21 protein-coding genes are annotated in these 22,805 nt (G+C 73.6%); 13 read left to right on the top strand and 8 right to left on the bottom strand.

What is annotated here, in order from left to right; genetic code table 11:
• On the top strand, positions 1 to 819 hold an 819-nt coding region (locus tag E1291_RS12540), incomplete at its 5' end, for a TAXI family TRAP transporter solute-binding subunit (RefSeq protein ID WP_131737943.1).
• On the opposite strand, the gene E1291_RS12545 is transcribed toward E1291_RS12540, so the two are convergent.
• From E1291_RS12545 to E1291_RS12555, 3 genes are read right to left on the bottom strand one after another with little or no spacing between them, the layout of a single operon-like run.
• Positions 810 to 2,180, bottom strand: coding sequence for a sensor histidine kinase (locus E1291_RS12545; RefSeq protein ID WP_131737944.1), 1,371 nt, complete (start codon positions 2,178 to 2,180; stop codon positions 810 to 812). The two genes, E1291_RS12540 and E1291_RS12545, sit on opposite strands and share 10 nt — an antisense overlap.
• The gene (locus E1291_RS12550) at positions 2,177 to 2,860 is read right to left on the bottom strand and encodes a response regulator transcription factor (RefSeq protein ID WP_131737945.1); all 684 of its coding nucleotides are present in this window, start codon (positions 2,858 to 2,860) and stop codon (positions 2,177 to 2,179) included. Before E1291_RS12550 ends, E1291_RS12545 begins: the two co-directional genes overlap by 4 nt.
• Before the next feature lie 10 nt (positions 2,861 to 2,870).
• Positions 2,871 to 4,181, bottom strand: a complete 1,311-nt coding sequence (locus E1291_RS12555) for an MFS transporter (RefSeq protein WP_242614112.1) — start codon at positions 4,179 to 4,181, stop codon at positions 2,871 to 2,873.
• A 412-nt stretch (positions 4,182 to 4,593) separates the two neighbouring features.
• Here E1291_RS12555 and E1291_RS12560 point away from each other — a divergent pair, with 412 nt between their 5' ends.
• The 8 genes from E1291_RS12560 to E1291_RS12595 all read left to right on the top strand — a co-directional run bounded on the left by E1291_RS12560 (position 4,594) and on the right by E1291_RS12595 (position 12,900).
• The gene (locus E1291_RS12560; RefSeq protein WP_207400704.1) at positions 4,594 to 5,604 is read left to right on the top strand and encodes an NADP-dependent oxidoreductase; all 1,011 of its coding nucleotides are present in this window, start codon (positions 4,594 to 4,596) and stop codon (positions 5,602 to 5,604) included.
• 247 nt (positions 5,605 to 5,851) lie between these two features.
• Positions 5,852 to 6,670: a hypothetical protein gene (locus tag E1291_RS12565; protein WP_131737946.1), complete on the top strand. Its 819-nt coding sequence runs from the start codon at positions 5,852 to 5,854 to the stop codon at positions 6,668 to 6,670.
• 170 nt (positions 6,671 to 6,840) lie between these two features.
• Entirely contained in the window at positions 6,841 to 8,040 is a 1,200-nt protein-coding gene (locus tag E1291_RS12570) for an acetyl-CoA C-acyltransferase (RefSeq protein ID WP_131737947.1), read from the top strand.
• 85 nt (positions 8,041 to 8,125) lie between these two features.
• Positions 8,126 to 9,274 (top strand): acyl-CoA dehydrogenase family protein, encoded by a 1,149-nt coding sequence (locus tag E1291_RS12575; RefSeq protein WP_131737948.1) that lies wholly within the window; start codon positions 8,126 to 8,128, stop codon positions 9,272 to 9,274.
• An 85-nt stretch (positions 9,275 to 9,359) separates the two neighbouring features.
• Positions 9,360 to 9,836 (top strand): MaoC family dehydratase, encoded by a 477-nt coding sequence (locus E1291_RS12580; protein WP_131737949.1) that lies wholly within the window; start codon positions 9,360 to 9,362, stop codon positions 9,834 to 9,836.
• 72 nt (positions 9,837 to 9,908) lie between these two features.
• On the top strand, positions 9,909 to 10,673 hold the full coding sequence (locus E1291_RS12585) for an SDR family NAD(P)-dependent oxidoreductase (RefSeq protein WP_131737950.1): 765 nt from the start codon (positions 9,909 to 9,911) through the stop codon (positions 10,671 to 10,673).
• A gap of 67 nt (positions 10,674 to 10,740) precedes the next feature.
• Complete coding sequence (locus E1291_RS12590; protein ID WP_165495091.1) at positions 10,741 to 11,754, top strand: acyl-CoA dehydrogenase family protein; 1,014 nt, start codon at positions 10,741 to 10,743, stop codon at positions 11,752 to 11,754.
• A gap of 12 nt (positions 11,755 to 11,766) precedes the next feature.
• Positions 11,767 to 12,900, top strand: a complete 1,134-nt coding sequence (locus E1291_RS12595; protein ID WP_131737952.1) for an acyl-CoA dehydrogenase family protein — start codon at positions 11,767 to 11,769, stop codon at positions 12,898 to 12,900.
• Between the two features lie 67 nt (positions 12,901 to 12,967).
• On the opposite strand, the gene E1291_RS12600 is transcribed toward E1291_RS12595, so the two are convergent.
• Positions 12,968 to 13,615 (bottom strand): TetR/AcrR family transcriptional regulator, encoded by a 648-nt coding sequence (locus E1291_RS12600; protein ID WP_131737953.1) that lies wholly within the window; start codon positions 13,613 to 13,615, stop codon positions 12,968 to 12,970.
• A 253-nt stretch (positions 13,616 to 13,868) separates the two neighbouring features.
• Here E1291_RS12600 and E1291_RS12605 point away from each other — a divergent pair, with 253 nt between their 5' ends.
• The 4 genes from E1291_RS12605 (at position 13,869) to E1291_RS12620 (ending at position 18,772) form a co-directional block, all read left to right on the top strand.
• Positions 13,869 to 14,795, top strand: a complete 927-nt coding sequence (locus E1291_RS12605; protein ID WP_131737954.1) for an acyl-CoA thioesterase — start codon at positions 13,869 to 13,871, stop codon at positions 14,793 to 14,795.
• A 202-nt stretch (positions 14,796 to 14,997) separates the two neighbouring features.
• Positions 14,998 to 16,143: a sugar ABC transporter substrate-binding protein gene (locus E1291_RS12610; RefSeq protein WP_131737955.1), complete on the top strand. Its 1,146-nt coding sequence runs from the start codon at positions 14,998 to 15,000 to the stop codon at positions 16,141 to 16,143.
• Positions 16,140 to 17,678 carry a sugar ABC transporter ATP-binding protein gene (locus tag E1291_RS12615; protein ID WP_165495092.1) on the top strand — a complete coding sequence of 513 codons (1,539 nt, stop codon included), beginning with the start codon at positions 16,140 to 16,142 and terminating at the stop codon, positions 17,676 to 17,678. The genes E1291_RS12610 and E1291_RS12615 overlap by 4 nt, the downstream gene beginning before the upstream one ends.
• 5 nt (positions 17,679 to 17,683) lie before the next feature.
• Positions 17,684 to 18,772, top strand: coding sequence for an ABC transporter permease (locus E1291_RS12620; protein ID WP_131737957.1), 1,089 nt, complete (start codon positions 17,684 to 17,686; stop codon positions 18,770 to 18,772).
• Positions 18,773 to 18,865: 93 nt separating this feature from the next.
• On the opposite strand, the gene E1291_RS12625 is transcribed toward E1291_RS12620, so the two are convergent.
• The 4 genes from E1291_RS12625 to E1291_RS12640 form a co-directional block, all read right to left on the bottom strand.
• On the bottom strand, positions 18,866 to 19,624 hold the full coding sequence (locus tag E1291_RS12625) for a crotonase/enoyl-CoA hydratase family protein (RefSeq protein WP_131737958.1): 759 nt from the start codon (positions 19,622 to 19,624) through the stop codon (positions 18,866 to 18,868).
• A gap of 129 nt (positions 19,625 to 19,753) precedes the next feature.
• A complete protein-coding gene (locus E1291_RS12630) occupies positions 19,754 to 20,812 on the bottom strand; it encodes an acyl-CoA dehydrogenase family protein (RefSeq protein ID WP_131737959.1) in 1,059 nt (352 codons plus the stop codon).
• Positions 20,809 to 21,963 (bottom strand): acyl-CoA dehydrogenase family protein, encoded by a 1,155-nt coding sequence (locus tag E1291_RS12635; RefSeq protein ID WP_131737960.1) that lies wholly within the window; start codon positions 21,961 to 21,963, stop codon positions 20,809 to 20,811. Before E1291_RS12635 ends, E1291_RS12630 begins: the two co-directional genes overlap by 4 nt.
• A 27-nt stretch (positions 21,964 to 21,990) precedes the next feature.
• Positions 21,991 to 22,800: an enoyl-CoA hydratase/isomerase family protein gene (locus E1291_RS12640; RefSeq protein WP_131737961.1), complete on the bottom strand. Its 810-nt coding sequence runs from the start codon at positions 22,798 to 22,800 to the stop codon at positions 21,991 to 21,993.
• Positions 22,801 to 22,805 lie beyond the last annotated feature (5 nt).

The raw sequence follows: 22,805 nt of genomic DNA on the forward strand, positions 1-22,805 counted from the left end.
GGCGAGGCCGGCGGAGCCTACGCGGTGCTCGGCCGGCGCTTGGCGGCCGAGCTGCGCCGCCGCGGCCTCGACGCGCGGGCGCTGCCGACCGCGGGCAGCGTGCAGAACCTCGCGCTGCTCGCCGGCGGACGCGCCGAGCTCGGGTTCGCGCTGGCCGACAGCGCCGACCTCGCCGTGCGGGCCGAGCACCGGCCGGTGGCGGCGCTGGCGCGGATGTACATGAACTACGTTCACCTCGTCGTGCCCGCGGGGTCCCCGGTCCGCGCGCCCGCCGGGCTGGCCGGACGGCGGGTGTCGACGGGGGCGGTGTCGTCGGGCACCGCCGTGACCGCCGGGCGGGTCCTGGCCGCGGCCCGGCTCGCCGTGCCCGCCCGCACGGTCGCGCTCGGCCTGGAGGCGTCCCTGCGGGCCCTGCTCGCGGGGGAGATCGCGGCGTTCTTCTGGTCGGGCGGCGTGCCGACCCCGGCCCTGGCCGCCTTCGCGCGGTCGACGCCGGTCCGCCTCCTCGCCCTGGACGGCCTCGTCCCGGCGCTGCGCCGCGCGCACGGCCCGGTGTACGAGGTCGCGGCCGTCCCGGCGGGCGAGTACGGGAGCACCGGCCCGGTCCCCACGGTCGGCACGCCGAGCCACCTGGTGTGCGCCGCGTCGCTGCCCGCCGCCGCGGCGTTCGCCGTCACGCGGATCCTGTTCGCCCGCCGGGACCGGCTCGAGGCCCCCGACGCGCCCGGCGGCCGCCTCGACCGGCGCTACGCGATCGGCACCGGCGCCGTCCCGCTGCACCCCGGCGCCGCCCGCTACTACCGCTCCGCCTACGGCTGACCCGCGTCCGCCCCGTCGCCGGAGGGCGGCCGCAGCCGCAGCTCGACGACGAGGCCCGCCGGGACGTTCGGCAGCAGCCGCAGGGAGCCGCCGCACGCGCGGGCGAGGTCGGCGGCGATCGCCAGGCCGAGCCCGCTGCCCGGGACGTTCGCGTGCCCGGGGCCGCGCCAGAACCGGCGGAGGGCGGCCGCGCGCCCCGCCTCGGGAAGGCCCGGCCCGTCGTCGGCGACGCGCAGCACGCATCCGTCCAGCCGCACCGTGACCGTCCCGCCCGCGGGGACGAACTTGTGCGCGTTGTCGAGGGCGGTGTCGGCGACGCGGGCGACGGCGCCGGGCACGGCGTGGACGCGGGCGGCCTCCGGCAGGCGCACCCGCAGGGTCAGGCCCATCGCGCCGAACACCTCCAGCCAGCCCGCCAGCCGGGGCCGCAGCTCGGCGGCCGCGTCCACGTCACGGGCGGCGAGGCCGGAGTCCACGCGCGCGAGCGTGAGCATCCCGTCCACCAGCGCGCCGAGGCGGTCGATCTCCGCCATCGCCTCCGCGTGCTCGGCGGCGCCGCCCGCGTCCAGGTGCGGCCGCAGGTTCTCCAGCCGCAGCGACAGGACGGCCAGCGGTGTGCGCAGCTCGTGGGAGGCGTCGGCGGCGAAGGCGCGCTGCCGCTCCAGGGCCGCCGACACCGCCTCGGCCATCGCGTCGAAGCGGGCGCGCAGCCGGCGCAGCTCGGCGGGCCCGGCGCCGGCGCCGACGCGCGCGTCCAGGCGGCCGCCCGCGATCGCTCGGGTGGCGCGGTCGAGCTCGGTGACCGGCCGCAGGATCCAGCGGGCCAGCCCCCGCGCGGCGAGCGTGGAGCAGCCGAGGACGGCGAGCCCGCCGAGCGCCAGCGCCGCCCAGACCAGGCCGATGTCGCGGCGGGCGCGGCCGGTCGGGGCGAGCAGCAGCACCGCCCCCGACACCTGCGCGTCCCGGCCGGACGGCTCGGCGACCAGCACCGCGCGGGGACCGAGCGGACCCAGCGGCGGCAGGTCCTCGGTCGTGCGGCCCGACAGGGCGGTGCGGGTGGCCGGGGCGTCGTCGACGTCCATGCGGCCCGCCTCGGCGACCAGCGCCCCGTCCCGGTCGCGGATCCGCACTGCCGCCCCGTACAGCTCGGCGTACCGGGTGATCTCCGGGAGCAGCGCGGCCCGGTCGCCCTCGCGCGCCGCCCGGTCGGCCAGCTCGGCGAAGCGCGTGGCGTCCGCGCGCCGGTCGAGCAGCAGCCGGGTCGCGCGGTGCGAGGCGTAGGCGAGCCCCAGCGGCACCGCCAGCGCCGCGACCACCAGGACGATCAGTACCGTGAACGTCGCGACGAGCCGCCGCCTCATCCGCCGCCGGCCCCGCCGCGCCCGCCGCCGAGCCGGTAGCCCGTCCCGCGGACCGTCTCCACGAGTTCCGGCCGGCCCGTCTTGGACCGGACGCCCGCCACGTGCACGTCCAGCGACCGCGACGCCGACAGCAGCGAGTCGCCCCACACCTCGTCGAGGATCTCCTCCCGTCCCCGCACGACGCCCGGTTCCCGCGCCAGCAGGGCCAGGACGTCGAACTCCCGGCGGGTCAGCGGCACGGCGCGCCCCGCGACGGTCACCGTCCGGGCGCCGAGGTCGATGCGGACGTCGCCGGCCGCCACGACGGGGGCGCGGTCGGGCAGCCGCCGGGTGCCGCGGCGGACCACCGCCTCCATCCGGGCCATCAGCTCCGCGGTCCGGAACGGCTTGACCAGGTAGTCGTCGGCGCCCGAGCGCAGGCCCCGCAGCACGTCCCGCTCCCCGGTCCGGGCGGTCAGCACGATGATCGGCACGGTGGACCGCCGGCGCACCCGGCGCAGCGCCTCCAGCCCGTCCATGTCGGGGAGCCCGAGGTCGAGCAGCACCACGTCGGCCCCGCCCGCCAGCCGGAGGGCGTCCACGGCCAGCGCCGCGCGCTCGACCCGGTGCCGGTGCCGGGTGAGCGCGGTGGCCAGCGCGCCCGCGAGCCGCTCGTCGTCCTCGACCAGGAGAACCCGCATGACGACCAGCCTAGGCGCGCACCGGGACATCGGCCGCCGTCCTCTCGCCGTCGGTCAGCGCCGCGTCCCGCGTCTCGCGCATGCCCAGGTAAACGGCGAGCGACACCGCCGCGCACCCCGCCACGTACCAGAAGAAGCCCGACTCGGCGCCGGCCTTCTTGAACCACAGCGCCACGTACTCGGCCGTCCCGCCGAACACGGCGTTGGCGATCGCGTACGGCAGCGCCACGCCCAGCGCCCGGACCCGGGTGGGGAACATCTCCGCCTTCACCACCGCGTTGATCGAGGTGTAGCCGGTGACGATGACCAGCCCGGCGAGCGCGGGCACGAGCGCCCCGCCGAACCCGGTGACGCTCCCGAGCGCCGTCATGAGCGGCACGGTGCCGACCGTCGCGCCGATGCCGAAGGCGATGAGCGGCGGGCGCCGCCCGATCCGGTCCGACAGGGCGCCCGCGAGCGGCTGGAGCAGCATGAACGCCGTCAGCGCGCAGAAGCTCACCAGGGACGCCGTGCTCTTGGGCAGGCCCGCGGTGTTGGACAGGTACTTGGTCAGGTACGTGGTGTAGGTGTAGTAGGCGATCGTCCCGCCCATCGTCAGCGCGATGACGAGGACGGCCTGCCGCCGGTGCGCGAGCAGCTCGCGGAGCGTGCCGCGGCCGCCGGCGTGCCCGTCCTGCTCCTCGTAGGCCGAGGTCTCCAGCAGGCGCCGCCGCAGATAGAAGATCACCGCCGCGCCGGCGGCGCCCACGGCGAAGGGGACGCGCCAGCCGTAGGACGTCAGCGCCTCCTCCGACATCGTCCGCTGCAGGACGATCTGCAGCCCGAGGCCCGCCAGCTGCCCGGCCGTCATCGACACGTACTGGAAGCTGGAGGCGAGTCCGCGCCGGCCCGGCGGCGCCGCCTCGGTCAGATAGGTGGCGCCGGCCGCGTACTCGCCGCCGACCGACAGCCCCTGCAGGAGCCGCGCCGCCAGCAGGACGAGCGCGCCGAGATAGCCCACCGCCCCATAGGTGGGCGCGACCGCGATGAGCAGCGCGCTCCCGGACATCAGCGACACCGTGAGCGTGAGCGCCGCCTTGCGCCCGCGCCGGTCGGCGTACCGCCCGAGAATCCAGCCCCCGACCGGGCGCATGAAGAACCCCACGGCGAAGATTCCCGCGGTGTTGAGCAGCCGCGCGGTGTCGTCGCCCTTCGGAAAGAACGCCGACGCGAAATAGGGGGCGAAACTGGCATAAACAAACCAGTCATACCACTCGACCATGTTGCCGATGGAGCCGCCGAACACGGCCCTCCACGGCATGCGGGCGGGAGACGTAGTCACGGGTGACCTCCTGCGTACGAGCCACGACAGCTCGGAGCCTCACCCGCGCCCAGCCCAGCGTCCACCCCAGAGCCCGGTTTCCTAACCTCCCGTTAAGCTCGGTCCCCAAAGCCGATCGGCAATGCGGAGATGAAGCCGCCAGGCCGACCCGGGGACCTGCTCACCTGGATTTATCGAGAGGAATTGCCTTTTCCGTGCCGGGAGCATCACCGGAAAGGTCGGGGAACTCCGAGAGACATGCGCCGGGCGGGCTGTGTGGAGGAGGCCGCCCGGCGTAGTCGTCGTTGGCGTTCGGGGTGGCGGTGGCGGCGCCGGTTCGCGTGCGTGGCCGGGTTGGCTATCGGAGCGCCGCTCCGGATATATTCGGAGCACTGCTCCGATAATGATCCACCCATGCTGAGAGGCGACGACGATGCCGACGACGATGAAGGCCATCCGGCTGCACGAGCACGGAGGCCCCGAGGTGCTGCGCCACGACGACGTCCCGGTTCCCGAGCCGAAGCCGGGGGAGGTGCTCGTTCGTGTTCACGCGGCCGGCGTCAACCCCCCGGACTGGTACCTGCGCGGCGGGCTGACCAACGTGCCCGCGAAGCTGAGGCCGAAGCTCGACCTGCCCGTGATTCCGGGGACGGACGTGTCCGGCGTCGTCGAGGCCGTCGCCGCGGACGTGGACGACTTCTCCGTCGGCGACGAGGTCTTCGGCCTCATCCGCTTCCCCGGCTTCCGGGGCGGCGGGTACGCCGAGTACGTGGCCGCGCCCGCGTCGGACCTCGCGCGCAAGCCGGCCGGCGTCGATCACGTGCACGCCGCCGGTGCGCCCATGGCCGGGCTGACCGCCTGGCAGTTCCTGATCGAGGTCGGGCACGATCACCCGTCGCCCTTCCAGGCGGCGCGGCACCGCCCGATGACGATCGAGCCCGGGACGAAGGTGCTCGTCAACGGTGCGGCGGGGGGCGTGGGGCACTTCGCGGTCCAGCTGGCGAAAGGGAAGGGCGCCCATGTCATCGCGGTGGCGTCGGGCGCGCACGAGTCGTTCCTGCGCGAGCTCGGCGTCGATGAGTTCATCGACTACACCAAGAGCCGTCCCGAGGAACTGGTCAGCGGCGCCGATCTCGTTCTCGACACCGTCGGCGGCCGTGAGAGCCGCCGTCTCCTGCGCGCGCTCAGGCGCGGCGGGGCCCTGTACCCGGTGTTCTTCGGCGAGTACGACGACGAGGAGAACGCGAAGCTGGGCGTGACGGTCTCGGGCGTCCAGGTCCGCTCGAACGGCGCGCAGCTCGCCGAGCTGGGGCGCCTGCTCGACACGGGCGAGGTCCGCGTCGCGATCGACGGGACGTTCCCGCTGGCCGACGCGCGGGTGGCGCACGAACGCGCGGCCCTGGGGCACATCCAGGGCAAGATCGTGCTCACGGTCGCCCGGTAAGGGTCCCCGACGCAGATCAACGGTTCGAGGTCGAGCCCCGCCGTTTCCCCTGGCACGACCGATACGGCCGGGGGAGGCGGCGCGTCCGCCCGCCCGGCCGCCCGGTGGGATCGGTCCGGAAGAGGTGCTCCCACGCGCCGGACCGGGACCGGCCATCGTGGATCTTCCGGTTTCGTCGGCGCGGGCGGTCCCCGTCCGGCTAGACAGGGGCCTCCGAGATCTTGAGGTGTGCGAGGAGCGACCTGTGATGTCCAATGCGTGGGAGAACGAGCTGGCCGGTGGGTTCGAGGCGTTGCTGGGACGGCCCCTCGGCGCGTACCCGGCGGAGGCGGAGTACGCCGTCTACTGCTGGGACGACGAGACGTCGGCCATGATGATGGAGAGCTTCCTCGGAGGGAGCCTCGACCTGGCGGCGATCGCGCGGGGCGAGCTGCCCGGAGGCGAGGGCGGCGGCGAGGGCGGCGGCGAGATGCCGTTCGGCTGGGATCAGTGGGACCTCGACCCCGGACGGTCGCTGTGGTTGTTCGACGAGGGCGCGTTCGAGCTGTTCGGCGCGGCGATCGGCGAGGAGTTGCGCGGCGTTTCCACCGTCCATGACGGGGCGTCGGCGGTCTCAGGGGCCGACTTCGCGCGCGTGCTCGCCGCGCATGGCGGCGAGCTGGAAGGGATCGAGGCCGGCGAGCTGGCGTTCCGGGGGCGGTGGCTGCAGCGCGCCCGCACCGACGGCACGCTGTTCGACGCGATGCGCACCGCGACGTGGACCATGGCCGGGCCCGAGCATCTCGCCTCCCTCAGCCCGGGAGCGGAGGTGGAACCGGAGCGGGACGAGGCCCTGGCCGGGGTCTCCGACGCGAGGCTTCGCGATCACCTGCGGATGCTGTGCCTGACGGCGCACTGGGCGCGCGGCGACGGCGCCTACTTCCTCGGTGCGGGCGAGTATCCGCCGGAGCTGCGGTGGATCGCCGACCAGCCGGGCCACGAGCCGGTGGCGGGGTGGGAGTTCGGAGAGGGGCAGGGGTCCTCGGGCGTCTTCGCTGTCAAGGCGCCGATCGGGCCTCAAAGCTGACGGACACGGTTCTGTCTGACGTCACATAGGTCCGGGGCCTTCCGCTCGGCCCGGCGCCGCCACCTGGGCGGGCTCGGTGCACGGGTGTCTCCGGCGCCGGGCTCGGGTGTGGGCACGAAAAAACCTACGTGGTAGTATGTCCTCCCCAGGTCAGGCAGAAATGAGTTCACATGCGCGAAGTCGTCATCGTCGATGCGGTCCGGTCCGCTGTCGGCAAGCGCAACGGCGGGCTGGCCCGCAAGCACTCGAACGAGCTGCTCGGCGACGTCCTCGCCGCGCTTCTCCAGCGAAACGGCCTCACCGGTGCCGAGGTCGACCACGTCGTCGGCGGATGCGTCCTCCAACTCGGCATGCAGGCCGCGAACGTCACGCGCAACGCGTGGCTCACCGCGGGCCTGCCGCTGGAGGTGCCGGCGGTGACGGTGAACGCCCAGTGCGGGTCGTCACAGGAGGCCCATCTGGTGGCGCAGGCCATGATCGCGGGTGGTCTCGCCGATGTCGCGATCGCCTGCGGCGTCGAGACGATGAGCCGGATCCCCCTCGGCAGCACCATTCCCGCGGACGGGTCGTACGGCGACCCCCGCGGCGGCAGGTACGCCGAGGTCTACGAACCCACGATCCAGTTCGAGGGGGCCGACCGCATCGCCGAGCGCTGGGGGCTGAGCCGCCGGGAGCTCGACGAGTTCGCGAAGAACTCTCAGGACCGGGCCGCGCTCGCGTGGGAGCGGGACCGTTTCGGTTCCCAGATCGTCCCCGTCGACGCCCCGGTCGCCGACGCGAACGGCGAGATCGTCGGAACGGCGACGATCACGCGGGACGAGGGGCTCCGGCCGACGACGCTCGAGGGCCTCGCCGGACTGAGGCTCAACCAGCCCGGCCGGACTCCGGCGAGCCTTCACACCGCCGGGAACTCGTCCCAGATCTCCGACGGGGCCAGTGCGGTGCTGCTGATGAGCAGGGAGAAGGCGGACCTTCTCGGGCTCCGCCCGCGGGCGCGCGTCGTCGACTCGGTCCTGGTCGGCTCCGATCCCGTCCTCATGCTCACCGGGCCGATTCCGGCGACCGCGAAGATCCTGGCGCGGACCGGGCTCGCGATGTCCGACATCGACGTCGTCGAGATCAACGAGGCGTTCGCCTCGGTCGCCTGCGCGTGGGCGAAGGAGTACGGCGCGGACATGGACCGGGTGAACGTCAACGGCGGAGCGATCGCCCTCGGCCATCCGCTCGGCGCGACCGGGACGGTCCTGATCACCAAGGCGCTCTACGAGCTCGAGCGCACCGGCGGCCGCCACGGGCTGATCACGATGTGCTGCGGCGGCGGGCTCGGCACGGGAACGATCCTCGAACGACTGCCCGAGGCCCGCCCGTGACCCCCACCGGCGCCGGATCGTCCGGCGTCAGCCTCAGGGGGGACGCGGCGTTCCCGCGGAACGCCCCCGACAGGGAAGGGACCCGATGATCGACACCACGCCGCGGCCTTGGATGACCGGCGACGCCGCCGACCTCTTCGAGATGGCCACGGACTTCTTCGACCGCGAGATCCCGGCGAACAGGGCGAAATGGGAAGCGCAGCACCAGGTCGACCGCGACTTCTGGCTCAAGTGCGGTGAGCTCGGCCTGCTGTGCGCGAGCGTCCCCGCCGAGTACGGCGGTGGCGGTGGCAGCTTCCTGCACCAGGCGACGATCCAGGAGGCCTACGCGCGTCTCGGCGACCGGTCGTGGGGCAACTCGATGCACAGCGGGGTCGTCGCCGACTACATCCACGAGTACGGGACGGAGGAGCAGCGGCGGCGCTGGCTGCCGAAGATGGCCACCGGTGAGCTCATCGGGGCCCTGGCCATGACCGAGCCGTCCGCCGGATCCGACCTGAAGGCGATTCGCACCCGGGCGGTGCGCACGGACCAGGGGTGGCGCGTCAGCGGGTCCAAGATCTTCATCACCAACGGCGGCAGCGCCGATCTCGTCGTCGTCGCCTGCTCCACCGACCCGTCGAAGGGCGCCAAGGGGATCTCCCTGATCGTCGTCGAGACCCGGGACGCGGCCGGCTTCACCCGGGGACAGCCCCTGGAGAAGATCGGTCAGCACGGCGCGGACACGAACGAGCTCTTCTTCGACGACGTCCTCGTTCCGGAGGAGAACCTCCTCGGCGCGGAGGGCGGCGGCTTCGCGATGATGATGCACAGGTTGCCGCAGGAGCGGCTGATCGTGGGCATCACCGCGGTCGCCGCGACCGAGCTGGCGCTCGCGGTCACCACGGATTACGTGAAGAACCGCGAGGCGTTCGGCGGCACCCTGATGGACAAGCAGCACATCCGCTTCGAGCTCGCCGAGTGCGCCACGCTCGCCACGGTCGCCCGCACCTTCCTCAACGAGTGCATGGCCACCCACCTGTCGACCGGGCTGGACCTCACCACGTCGGCGATGTGCAAGTGGTGGCTCACCGACGTCCAGTGCCAGGTGATCGACAAGTGCCTGCAGCTGCACGGCGGATACGGCTACATGACCGAGTACACGATCGCCCGGCTGTACGCCGACGCCCGGGCGCAGCGCATCTACGGCGGCACCAACGAGATCCAGAAGGAACTGATCGCCCGGTCCCTGTGACCCCGGCGAGAACGGCCGCCACGCAGCGGGACCGCGCCGTCCGGTGGGCGTGGTCCGGCATCGGAAACGATCGAAGGACTCCAGCATGACCGCCTCCGCGACCAGTGCCCCCCGGCACTTCGGCGACATCGACGCCTTCCGCGCCCGCGCCGGCGAGGAACTCGGCGTCGGCGAGTGGTTCGAGATCGATCAGGATCGCGTCGACGCCTTCGCCGAGACGACCGGGGACCATCAGTGGATCCACGTCGACCCCGCGCGGGCGGCCGAGGGTCCCTACGGCGCGCCGATCGCCCACGGCTACCTGACGCTGTCCCTGATCCCGGTCCTGGCCGGCCGGATCTTCACCGTCGGCGGCGTCCGGATGTCGATCAACTACGGGCTGAACAGGGTGCGCTTCCCGCAGCCGGTGACGGTCGGTTCCCGGATCCGGGCCCGCGCCGCCCTGGTCGGCGTCGAGGACACCGCCTCGGGCGTCCGGGCCGTCATCCGCTACACGATCGAGATCGACGGCCGGGACAAGCCGGCCTGCGTCGCCGAGCACGTCCGCCTCATGGTGCCGTGAGGGCCGCCGCCTGAGCCCGGCGCGCGCTCAGTCCTTCACCAGACGCACGACCGACACGAAAGAGGAGAGTCCATGGGTCGCTACGAGGGGCGGATCGCCCTCATCACCGGGGCCGCACGCGGCATCGGGTTCGGGATCGCCTCCCGCCTCGCCGCGGAGGGCGCGTCGGTCGCCGTGGTCGACCTCGACGCGGACGCGGCCGCCGAGGCCGCCGGCAGGCTGCCGGTGACCACGGGCGCGAAGGTCATCGACATCGCCGCCGACATCGGCGGGGGAGAGGCGGCCGAGGCGGCGGTCGCCCGGGCCGTGGCGGAGCTGGGCGGTCTCCACGTGCTGGTGAACAACGCCGGAGTGACCCGCGACAACCTGATCCACAAGATGACCGAGGACCAGTGGGACACGGTCATGGGCGTGCACCTCAAAGGCGCGTTCCTGATGTCCAGGGCGGCGCAGCGGCATTTCGTGGCGCAGCGGTACGGCAAGATCCTCAACCTCTCCAGCACCGCCGCGTTCGGCAGCCGCGGTCAGGCCAACTACTCGACCGCGAAGATGGGCGTGCAGGGCCTCACCCGCACGCTCGGCCTCGAGCTCGGCCCGTTCGGCGTCAACGTCAACGCGATCGCGCCCGGCTTCATCGCCACCGAGATGACCGACGGCGCCGCGCGCGGGCTCAAGCTGGGCGTCGAGGAGTACCGCCAGATCAGGGCCGAGCGGAACCCGGTCAGGCGCATCGGCTTCCCCGAGGACGTCGCGGCGGCGGCGGCGTTCCTGTGCAGTGACGAGGCGTCCTACATCACCGGGCAGACGCTGGTCGTCGACGGCGGCGGCAAGCTGTGAGCGGGGCTCCGGCCGGCACCTCGGAACGATCCTACGCAGTCGTATGCTCTATGCCCGGGAGGCCGGAATGCACTTCGCCCTTTCGGAGGATCAACGCGTCCTCCAGCACACGGCCGACGAGGTCACGGCGCGGGTGCTCGCGGACTCGCCGGTGGGGGACGCGCGCACGGACGGAGGCGCGCTGCGCGCCCGACTGTGGTCGACCCTGGTCGAGCTCGACCTCGTCGGGCTGCTGGTCCCCGAGCAGCAGGGCGGCGCGGGCGGTTCACTGACCGACGCCTGCGTCGTCGCCGAGGTGCTCGGCCGCCACATCGCGCCCGTCCCGTACGTCGGAACCGCCATCGCGGCGGCGGCGCTGCTCCGCTTCGCGGGCGGCCCGCGGGAGCCGCTCGCCCGTCTGTGCCGTGGCGAGGCGTACTCGGTCCTCCTCGGCGGACGGCTCCAGGATCCGGTCGGGACCGCCACCGTGGCGTTCGACTGGGTCGAGGGCGCTCGGGGCGTCGTGCTCTCCCCGGACGGGCTCGCCGCGGTGCACGACCTCCTGGACATCGACCCGCTCACGGACGTCGATCCGCTGCACCGCCTGTGCGGCGTGCGGCCCGTCCCGGCGGGCGCCGCCTCCGGTGAGGGGGCGCGCAGGGCGCGGGCGGCGGCGTGGACCGGAGCCGCGGCCCTCCTGACCGGTCTCGCCGACGGAGCGTTGCGCCAGGCGGCCGGCTACGCGCGGCAGCGCGAGCAGTACGACCGCCCGATCGGCTCGTTCCAGGCCGTGCAGCATCTCTGCGCCGACATGCTCGTCGACGTCGAGACCTCGCGCTCGATCACCTACGGCGCCTCCTGGGCGGCCGAACACGCCCCGATCGACGAGGCGGAGCGGGTGGCCGCGGCCGCCAAGGGCCATGCCGGCGCGGCCGCGATCAGGGTCTGCGAGAACGGCGTCCAGGTCCTCGGCGGGATCGGCGTGACCGAGGAGCACGATGCCCACCTCCGTTTGCGCAGTGCCCATCTGCACAACGCGGTATTCGGCAACACGGACGCGCCATTGATGCTGCTCGCCGGCCGCGTCCTCGACCAGGCATGAGGGCGATCACACATGGACCTTCGCGACTCCCCTGAAGAAGCCCGTTTCCGAGCACGGCTGCGCGCCTGGCTCGAGGAGAATCTGCCGTCCGAGCCGGAACCGGTCGTGCTCGCCGAGCGCTGGCCCTACATGCGCGAGTTCGGGCAGCTCCTGTACAGGAGCGGCTGGGTCGCCCTGTCGTATCCGAAGGAGGTCGGAGGCCAGGGGCTCGGGCCGATGGAGGAGGCGATCCTCAGCGAGGAGCTGGGCAGGGCCAACGCCCCCAGCCTGCTTCCGCTCGGTCACCTCGGGCGGCCCCTGCTCAGCCACGGCACCGAGGAGCAGCGGCGCCGTTACCTGCCGCCGCTGCTCGCCTCCGACGAGATCTGGTGCCAGGGGTTCTCGGAGCCGCAGGCGGGCTCCGACCTCGCCGCGCTGCGGACCCGTGCGGTCCGTGAGGACGGCGCGTGGGTGCTCAACGGGCACAAGACCTGGACGAGCTACGGCGCGTTCGCCGACTTCTGCCTGCTGCTCGCCCGGACGGATCCGGACGCCGTCCGGCACCGTGGAATCTCGGCGTTCATCGTTCCGCTGAGCACGCCGGGGGTGACCGTCCGCCCGATCGTGCTGGCCAACGGGGACGAGGAGTTCGCCGAGATCTTCCTGGACGACGTGCGCGTCCCGGCGGCGAACCTCCTCGGCCGGCCGAACGGGGGCTGGCGGATCGCCATGGACGTGGTGAACTACGAGAGGGGCGCCGTCGAGACCGGGTACCTGCCGAAGTTCGAGCGCTACCTCTCCGAGCTGGCCGCGGTCGTCAAGGCGCGGACGCCGGGCCCCGACCGGGCCACGCTGCGCGCGCTCGGCGAGTGCGCGGCCGCGCTGGAGACGCTGCGGATGCACTGCCTGCGCACCCTGAGCGAGCGCGTCTCGGGGGCGCCCCCCGGTCCGGAGAGCTCGGTGGACAAGCTGCTCATGACCGCGGTGGAGCAGAAGCTGATGGCGCTCGGCCTCAGCCTGCTGCCCGACGTCACCGCGCCGGGCCGCGCCGAGTGGTTCGACCGCTACCTCTACGGCCGTGCCGGCAGCATCTACGGCGGATCGGCCCAGATCCAGCGGAACATCCTCGCCGAGCGGCTGCTGGGCCTGCCGCGAAGCCCCGGATAGCCGGCGGGGCGCCGAGCGGCGGGGGCACCGGGGCGGACGGCCTCGGCCGGCGGTCCGGTGCCCGCGGTCAGGCGAGGACGCCGCGGACGGCGTACTCGGCCAGTTCCGCGGCGGTCCGCGATCGCTCGGCCGCGGTGTCCTTCGGCCCACCGGGGCGGAACCAGGTGTGCATCCAGTTCACGGTGCCCAGCATGGCCTTGACGAGGACGTTCACGTCGCCGCCGCGGAACACGCCGGTCTCGACGCCCTCCTTGACGACGGCCACGTAGTACGCCTCGAACTGCCGGCGCATCTTCAGGATCTGCGCCATCTGCTCGTCCTTGTTGCGGCCCTCGCTGGCGAGGTTCATCTCGATCTGGTACTGCGCCGGACCCATGTAGTTGGCCCGGTTCATGAGGTGCATCGCGTGGTGGTGCACCATCTCGCGCAGCTTCTGCTCCGGGCCGAGATCCTCCCGCTCGGCGGTCGGCCCGACCGCCTCCAGCGCCCACTCCAGCGCCTGCAGATGGATCCCGATGAACAGGTCGCCCTTGGTCCGGAAGTAGTGGTAGATCCGGCCCTTGGTGCAGCCGAGCACATCGGCCACATCGTCGATCGAGGTGGCCGAGTACCCCCGTTCCGAGAATGCCGTGGCCGCCGCGTCCAGGATCTCTCGCGCGCTCGCGTGCCGCTTGGAGTCCAGGTTCCCCGTACGTCCTTGGGCGAAGGTTCGCATGGCGACATACTACTCGGCCGGATGAAAGCGGAGGAGCGCCCGCCGTTTCCGCGGCCGTCATCTACCGGCCGTTCGCCGCCTCCCGCCAGCAGGGTAGGGCCAAGCGTGCGCGCGCCGCCTCCCCCACTCCCGTTTCCCGGCCGAAAGACGAGATCCGGCTGGTCCCGGGAACGGAAAAACCTACGTGGTAGTATGTTCGCGTGCGAACGCCGGACGAGGCTCGTCCGGCGCGGAGCATGTGAGGGGCGACTCGATGCGCGCTGACCATCCGCACACCGCGACGGGCGACCCGGGTCCGGGCGCGAGGAGATCCGGGCACGTCGACCCTGAGGCCGGAGTCGGCGGACTCCTCGAACTGGAACAGGTCGAGCCGCTCGTCTTCCGCGGCCGGGCCCACGCGGGCGAACGCGTCAGGTTGTACGGCGGCGAGGTCGCGGCCCAGGCGATGCTGGCGGCCGGCCGGACGGTGCCGCCGGGGCGGGCGCTCAACTCGCTCGGCGCCTACTTCCTTCTCCCGGGCGACTCCACGGTGCCCGTCACCTACGAGGTCGGGGTGGCGCGGGACGGGGGCACCTACAGCACCCGCACGGTGGAGGCGCGCCAGCCGGGCGGCCCGATCCTGCTGGCCACGGCGTCGTTCCAGAGTCCGGAGCGCGGGCTGGGTCATCAGGTGGCGCCTGATCCGGTACGGATGCCCGAGGATCTGCCGCCGCTGGAGGAGGCCCTGGCGTACGACCCGCCGACTCTGGCCTGGATCTCCGAGGTGACCGACAGGCTGCCCGTCGAGGTCCGGTTCCCCGACGGGGCCCTGCATCGTCCGGGCGCGAGCGGGCACATCGCCGCGCTGCGCGTGTGGCTGCGCACCCGGCACGCGCTCAAGGGCCCGCCGGACGTTCACGCCGCCGGTGTGGTCTACCTCTCCGACCTGCTGATGCTCGTGGCGAGCCTGCGACCGCATCCGCACCGCATCGCCGACGGGGACGTGTGGTTCGCCACGATCGGCCACTCGGTCGTCCTGCACGCACCGGCGCGCGCCGACGACTGGTTGCTCTACGAGGTCGAGAGCGACTGGGCGGGCGACGGGCGCTGCCTGACGCGCGGCCGGCTGTTCGACAGGGCCGGGAGCCTGTGCGCGAGCACGACCCAGGAGGCCGTCCTTCGCGTCCGCGAAGCGGGCTGAGCGGGGCCGGCGGCGGCCGGGGAGGCCGTTGACGTGCTACAACCTACTGAGTAGCATGTTTTTTTAGTGACGCACACCACTGCACCGACGTGCAGGACGCTCCGAGCCCAGGGCCTGCGCCCGGCCGGGTCAGACGTGCGGGTGAAGCGTCGCGAACACAGGTGCCGGGCGGACGACGCCCGGCGAGCCGAAAAGAGATGCCATGAGAACAACCCCCAGGGGCTCCGTCGCCGCACTCGCCACCGGCGCGCTCTGCCTCACGATGCTGGCCGCCTGCGGCGGCGACGGCGGGAACGCCGAGGCGAAGGGCGGCGCCGCCTCGTCGGGCGCGGCGAAGGCCGTGATCAGCGAGGCGGAGACGGCGTTCGCCGAGTACACCAGGCCGCGGCCAGCCTCCCCGGTCCCGCCGCTCCCGTCGCCGGCACCCGGCGGCAAGCGCCTGGCGGTGGTCACGTGCTCGCTTCCGGTGTGCGTCACCCTCACCCAGGGCGCCGAGGAGGCCGCGCGCAAGCTGGGGTGGAAGGTCTCGACGCTGCAGTCCAACAGCACGCCCCAGGGCTACGTCTCGGTGATGAACCAGGTGGCCGCGGACCCGCCGGACGCCCTCGCCTACATCCCGGCCGTGCCGGACTCCTCGATCCAGCCGCAGCTGGCCAAGCTCAAGGCCGCCGGTACGAAGATCTCGGAGATCGCCCCGCTCGGCGCCGGCCTGACGCCGGACGGTCCCGTCCGCGCCGTCGTGTTCGGCCAGAAGGACTCCGCGCTCACCGGAACGCTGATGGCCCAGTCGGTGGTGGCGGACGCGAACGGCCCGGCGAAGTCGGTGTTCGTCTGGGACCCGTCCTTCGTCGGGGCGTGGGGGCCGATCAAGGACGCCTACAAGAAGGTGATGAAGGAGGCCGGGGGTTCGGCCGGGATCCTGGACGTCTCGAACGCCAACATCGGCAAGACGGTCCCGGGCCAGATCGTCAGCTACCTCCAGGCCCACCCGGACACCAGGTACGTCGCGCTGGCGGTCGTCGACTACAACGCCGGGCTCGACGCCGCCCTCCGGGCCGCGGGCCTGGCCGGCAAGGTCAAGATCCTCAGCCGCGCCGCCGACGCGGCCTCGCTGAAGGCGATCCAGGCCGGGACCCAGTGGGCCTCGGTCGGGCTGGAGCTCGCCGCCGGCGGCTACCGCGCCGTCGACCAGCTGATCCGGCTGATGACGGGCGTGCCGCTCGGCGACCGGGCCGACGCCCCCGGATGGCAGCAGATCTACGTCAAGGGCAACGTGACCCAGACCAGCGACAAGCCCGAGCCGCCGGACTACGCGCGGACGTACTTCGCGGCTTGGCACGTGGGATGAGCGCGGCCGGCCCCCTCGCGCCGCGGGTCGTCCTGAGCCTCGGCTCGCTCTCCAAGACGTTCCCCGCCCAGAAGGCGCTGGACGACGTCGACCTGGAACTGCTGGCGGGGGAGGTGCACTGCCTGCTCGGGCAGAACGGTTCCGGCAAGTCGACCCTGATCAAGATCATCGCGGGCTATCACTCGGCGGATCCCGGGGCGACGGCCACCCTGAACGGCGCCCCGATGGCGCTCGGCGCCGCCGCGGCGCGCGATCGGGCGATGGCCTTCATCCACCAGGATCTCGGGCTGGTGCCCGAGCTGGACGCCGTCGACAACCTGGCGCTGGGCCAGCGGTACGCCGGCCGCTGGTGGCTGTCGGCCCGCCGCGAACGCCGTGCGGCGGCCCGGCTGCTGTCGGAGTTCGAGGTGGACCTCGACCCCGGCCGCCCGCTGGCCGCGGCCACCCCGGGCCAGCAGACGATGGTCGCCATCGTGCGGGCGGTGGCGGCGACCGACGGGGCGCCGGCCCTGCTGGTCCTGGACGAGCCCACCGCGTCGTTGCCGCAGCACCAGGTCGAGCAGCTGTTCGACCTGGTGCGCAAGCTCCGCGACCGCGGCACGGCGATCCTCTACGTGACGCATCGCCTCCGCGAGGTGTTCCAGATCGGGGACCGGGTCACGGTCCTGCGGGACGGACGGCGGATCACGACCCGGCCGGTCGACGGCGTCGGTGACGCCGACGAGCTCGTCCGGCTGATCATCGGCCGAACGCCGGCCGAGTTCTCGCCGCCCCTCCCGGCACCGGACTCGGAGGTGCTGCTGAGCGCGTCCGGCGTGTCCGGCGACCAGGTGGCCGACTTCTCCCTGGAGGCGCGGGCCGGTGAGATCGTCGGCGTCAGCGGCCTGATCGGCTCCGGATACGACCAGGCGCTCGGGCTGACCTTCGGCGCGCGCCGCCGGAGCGGCGGACAGGTGCGGCTGGGGGGCCGCGCTGTGCCGGCCCATCGGCCCGGCGCGGCGATCGCCGCCGGGATGGCCTACGCGCCGGCCGACCGGAAACGGCTCTCCACGATTCCCCAGTGGACCGCGCGCGAGAACGTCACCCTGCCTCGTCTTCCGGCCGCCGGGCCCGCGCGCTGGCTCGGCGGGCGGCTCGAACGACGCGAGGTCCGACCGTGGATCGAGCGGCTGGACGTGGTGCCGGCGGACCCCGACCGTCAGCTGGCCCTGCTGAGCGGGGGCAACCAGCAGAAGCTGGTGCTGGCGCGCTGGCTGCGCGTCGACGCCCAGGTCCTTCTCCTGGACGAGCCCACCAGCGGGGTCGACGCCGGCGCGAAGGCGTCGATCTACGAGGCGCTGGCCGGCATCGCGGCGCAGGGGCGGGCGGTGGTGCTGTCCTCCTCCGACGCCGAGGAGCTGTGCGCCGTGTGCGACCGGGTGCTGATCATGCGCCACGGCGTCGTCCGCGCCGAACTCGCCAAGGGCGACCTCTCGGTCGCGCGCATCGTCGGCGAGACGATCCGCGACTCCGCCGACGACACCCAGGAGGAGTGACACCCATGACCTTCGAACCCCAGGCCCTCACGACCGAGCCGAGCCCGCCGCCGGAGGACGGCGGCGCCGGGCGGCCGCGGGCGACCCGGCTCCTGCGCCTGGTCGCCGGCCGGGTGCAGGCGGCCCGCTACAGCGGGCTGCTGCTGTGCGCGGCGCTGATCGTCTTCTTCTCCCTCCAGCTGCCCGAGACGTTCCCGACGAGGGCCACGGTCACCGGCATCGCGGGCGACCAGTCGGTCACGCTGGTTCTCGCGCTGGGACTGCTGGTGACCCTGGCGATCGGCCAGTTCGACCTGTCGGCGGCCCAGAACCTCGGCATGTGCGCCATGATCTGCAGCGTCCTGATGGTGCGCCACCAGGTGAGTCCCGGCGTCGCCGTGCTGGTGACGCTGCTGATCGGACTGCTCGTCGGGCTGCTCAACGCGGTGTTCGTGGCGGTGATCGGCATCGACAGCCTGATCGCCACGCTGGGCATGAGCTCGGTGCTGCTCGCGGTCACCGAACAGGTCTCCAACTACCAGTTCGTCGGCCCGGTGCCCAGCGGGTTCCAGGACTTCGCGAACCACGAGATCCTCGGGTTGCCCAGCGTCGCCCTGTACGCCGTCGTGCTCGGCGTGCTCGCCTGGTACGTCCTCGAGCACACGCCCGTCGGACGCCGCGCGTTCGCGGTGGGGGCGAACCCGGACGCCTCCCGGCTCGCCGGTGTCCGGACCGTCCGGTACATCGCCGGCTCGTTCGTGGTGACGTCCCTGTTCGCCGCGGTCGGCGGAGTGCTCGTGACCGCGAAGATCGGCAATGTCGCCCCGACGCTCGGCCCGGCCTACCTGCTGCCGAGCTTCGCCGCCTGCTTCCTGGGCACGACCCAGCTCAAGCCGGGGCGGTTCAACGTCGGGGGCACCGTCATCGCGCTGCTGCTGCTCGCCATCGGCGTGAAGGGCCTGCAACTCAGGGGCGGTCAGTTGTGGGTGACCGACCTGTTCAACGGTGTCGCGCTGCTCGCCGCGGTGAGCGCCGCGGTCCTGAGCGGCAGGCTCCGTCCCAGGCTCAGGCGGCGCAAGCAGGCGCCCCGGGCCGAGGCCGCGCGGGCGCACTGACGAGCGGTACTGACGAGCGGGCGCGTGCCGCGGCCGCCGCCGGCGAGGACCGGCCCTTCACGCGCGATGCGCGTGAAGGGCCGGTGGCGTCCGTTACGCGCCGGTCCAGGCCGGTGCCCGCTTCTCGGCGAACGCCCTGGCCCCTTCCAGGGCGTCGGCGGAGGCGAGCACCGGCTCGACCAGCGCCCGCTGGGCGGCGAACGCCTCGGTGCTCGTGTGGTCGACCGACATCGCGACGATCTGCTTGCTGGCGCGGACCGCGAGCGGCGCGCCGGCCGCCACCGTCGCCGCGAGCCCGCGCGCCGCGGCCAGGGCGCCCGACGGCTCGGTGAGCAGGTTGACCAGCCCGTGCGCATGGGCCGTCTCCGCCGGCAGCGGCTCCCCGGTCAGCGCGAGTTGCATGGCCAGCCGGTAGGGGAGGGCCTTGGGCAGCCGCAGCAGGCCGCCCGCCCCCGCGACCAGGCCCCGCCTGACCTCGGGCAGGCCGAACCTCGCGTCCCGTGCCGCGACGATCAGGTCGGCGGCCAGGGCGAGCTCGAACCCGCCGGCGAGCGCCCAGCCCTCGACGGCCGCGATCAGCGGCTTGGCCGGCGGCCGCTCGGTGAGGCCGCCGAAGCCGCGGCCCGGGATGATCGGGATCTCCCCGCGGGTGAAGGCCTTGAGGTCCAGGCCGGCGCAGAAGGTGCCGCCCGCGCCCGTCAGGATCGCGACGGCGAGGTCGTCGCGCGCCTCGAACTCGTCGATCGCCGCCGCGATGCCCTCGGCCACGTCCAGGTCGACGGCGTTGCGGTCCTCCGGGCGGTTGATCGTGATGACGGCGATCCCGTCCGCGCACTCGAACGACACACTCATCGGGTTGCTCCATTTCCGCGCGCCGGTCGCCCGGCGCGCACGTCGTGCCGCCGTTCGGGGCGACGTCGTTGCAGAGCGACGCCGCCCCGAACGACGTCGCTCGGGGCGGAGCCGCCAGGGCGGGGCCGCTCAGCGCGTTCCGGTGAGCAGCGGCCACAGCCCGGGGGAGCCCGCGGACATCACGTCCCGCCCGAGGACTCCGGACCACTCCTCCTCGTTGCCCGCCTCGTCCCGCCAGGCCCACAGCCGGGTGGTGCTGTGCCGCAGGGAATGCTCCTCGGTGAACCCGATGGCGCCGTGGACCTGGTGCGCCAGCGAGGCGACCACACCGGCCATCTGACCCGCGACGACCTTGGCCGCGGCGACCGCCACGTCCGCGTCGCCCCCGGTGTCGTGGGCGAGCGCCGCGGCCTCCACGGCCACCGTGGCCAGCAGCACCTCGCCGGCCATCGCGGCCAGGTGCTGCTGAACGGCCTGGAACTTCGCGATCGGCCTGCCGAACTGCTCGCGCTCGCCCGCGTAGGCGAGGGCCAGTTCCAGCGCCCGGCGGGCGGCGCCGGCCATGAGCGCGGCGCGGGCGAGCGCGGCCCGGCCGCGGAACGCCGCCTCGGAGATCGGCGAGCCCGCGGGCACCTCGTGGACCCGGGACGGGGGAACGACGGCGTCGACCGCCAGGTCGTCGCGAGGCTCGCCGGCCAGGTTCGTCCCCTGCTCCGGCAGGAAGTCGCCGCGGCTCAGCAGAACCACGCGCCCGCCGTCGAGGACGGCGACGTGGTGGGCGTGCCGGGCCCAGGGCACGCGGGCGATCGTCCCGCGGACGGCGAGACCGCCCTCCTGCCGGTCCGTCCGCAGTCCGGGACCCGCGACCGCGGCGGTCATCGGACCGGAGGGCACCGTGGCGCCGCACCCGGCGATGAGCCAGCCGGCCAGCAGCGCGGTCTCGGCGAGCGGGACACCGGCCGAGGACTCGCCCAGCACCTTCAGCACGGCCACGGCGGCGGCGACGTCCCCGCCGGCGCCGCCGTGCTCCTCCGGCACCGAGATCGTGGTGACGCCGATCTGCTCCAGCGCGGTCCACAGCGCGGCGTTCCAGCCGCCGCCGGCGCAGGCCGTCACCGCGTCGAGGCCGCCCTGTGCGGCGCACGCCTCGCGCACGGTCTCCACGAGCGCCGAGATGATCTCGTTCATCGCACCCCCAGTTCCTTGGCGACGACGCCGCGCAAGATCTCGTTGGTCCCGCCCCGCAGGGTGAATCCGGGACCGTGCAGGATCGACTCGGCCAGCATCCGGGGCAGCGGCAGGCTCGACCCGGGGTCGGGAACGACCTGGCTCAGCAGCCGGACGGTGTCGGTGACGACGCTCTCGAACCGGGTACCGAGGTCCTTGACCACAGCGGCCTCCACGGCCGGTGCGGCGCCGGCCTCGAGCCGCCCGGCGACCGCGAGGGACAGCTGGCGCAGCGCCCACATCCGCCCGGCCACCGCGCCGACGCGCGCCGCGCCCGCCGGGTCGCCGTGCTCGGCCAGATGGCCGACGGCGGCGGCCAGCAGGGGGAAGGTCGACAGGATCCGCTCCGGGCCGCTGCGTTCCATCGCCAGCTCGCTGGTGACCTGCAGCCACCCCGACCCGGGCTCCCCGAGCACCCGGGCGTCGGGGACGAACACGTCGTCGAAGACGACCTCGTTGAAATGGTGCTCGCCGGTGAGCAGCAGGATCGGCCGGATGCGCACGGCGGGGTCGGGCAGCTCGATGATGAACTGGGTCAGCCCGGCGTGCCGGTCGGCCGTGCGGGGCTCGGTCCGGGCGAGGGCGATCATGGCGTGCGCCCGGTGCGCCCCGCTGGCCCAGACCTTCGTCCCGCCGAGCCGCCAGCCCCCCTCGACCCGCGTGCCGCGCGTGCGCACCGACGCCAGGTCGGAGCCGGTGTCGGGCTCGCTCATGCCGGCGGCGAAGAAGCACTCGCCACGGGCGATCCGGGGCAGGAACTCCTGTTTCTGCTCCTCGGTCCCGAACCTCAGCAGTCCCGGCCCGGACTGCCGGTCGGCGATCCAGTGCGCGGCCACCGGGGCTCCGGCCGCGAGCAGTTCCTCGGTGACGGCGAACCGCGCCAGCGCGCCGGAGGCCGACCCGCCGTAGCGCGCCGGGAAGGCCATGCCGATCCAGCCGCGCTCGCCCAGCCGCCGGCTGAACTCGTGGTCCCAGCCCCCGAGCCACTGGTCGCAGTGCGAGGCGATCCGGCCCGCCGACAGCTCGTCGGCCAGGAAGGCGCGCACGTCCGCCCGCAGGACGCCGAGTTCCTCCGGAAGCGTCACGGGCTCAAGGCCCCAGAGATCCTTCACTTGTCGCTCACTCTCCTCGGCGGGCGTTCAGCGCACTGCCCAGCGGCCCGTGTAGGCCGGGGGGTCGGTCTTGTCGAGGAAGGCCCGGTACGCGGCCGGGGCGTCCTCGGTGGCCAGGTTCACCGCCTGCGCCCGCGCTTCGTTGTCGATCGCGTCCCGCAGCGTCTGGGTGGTGCCCTGATGCAGCAGGGACTTGGACTGGGCGAGCGCCACCGGCGGAAGCGCCGCCAGCCGATGGGCCAGCTCGGCGGCGAAGGCCGCCAGCTCGTTCTCCGGCCTGACCCAGGTCACCAGCCCGAGCTCCCGGGCCTCCTCGGCGCCGATCATCTCGGCGAGCATCGTCAGGCGCTTGGCCTGCTGGAGGCCGGCGAGGCGGGGCAGGAACCAGGATCCGCCGAAGTCGATCGACAGTCCGCGCCGGGCGAAGATCTGCGAGAAGCGGGCGGACGCCGAGGCGACGACGAGGTCACAGGCCAGCGCGAGGTTCCAGCCCGCGCCCACCGCGACCCCCTCGACCACGGCGATCACCGGCTTCGGCAGCTCGCTCAGGGCGATCGCGATGTTGCCGACCCGGCGCATCACCGCGACCGGATGCTCATCGCGGGGCCCGCGGCCGAGGTCGGCGCCCGCGCAGAAGTTCCCGCCGGCCCCGGTCACGACGACGACCCGGACGGCGTCGTCGCCGGCCAGGTCCTCGAGCGCGGCGGCGAGCAGCCGCCAGCCCTCGGCGTCGATGGCGTTCTTGCGGGCGGGCCTGTTCAGGGTGAGGGTGGCCGTCGCGCCGTCCCGGGTGACGATCACCGGGCGCCGCTCGGCCGAGGGTGTCTCTGCGGTCATGTTCC

Origin of the sequence: Actinomadura roseirufa (genome assembly GCF_900659635.1) — a bacterium.
Lineage (GTDB): Bacteria > Actinomycetota > Actinomycetes > Streptosporangiales > Streptosporangiaceae > Spirillospora > Spirillospora roseirufa.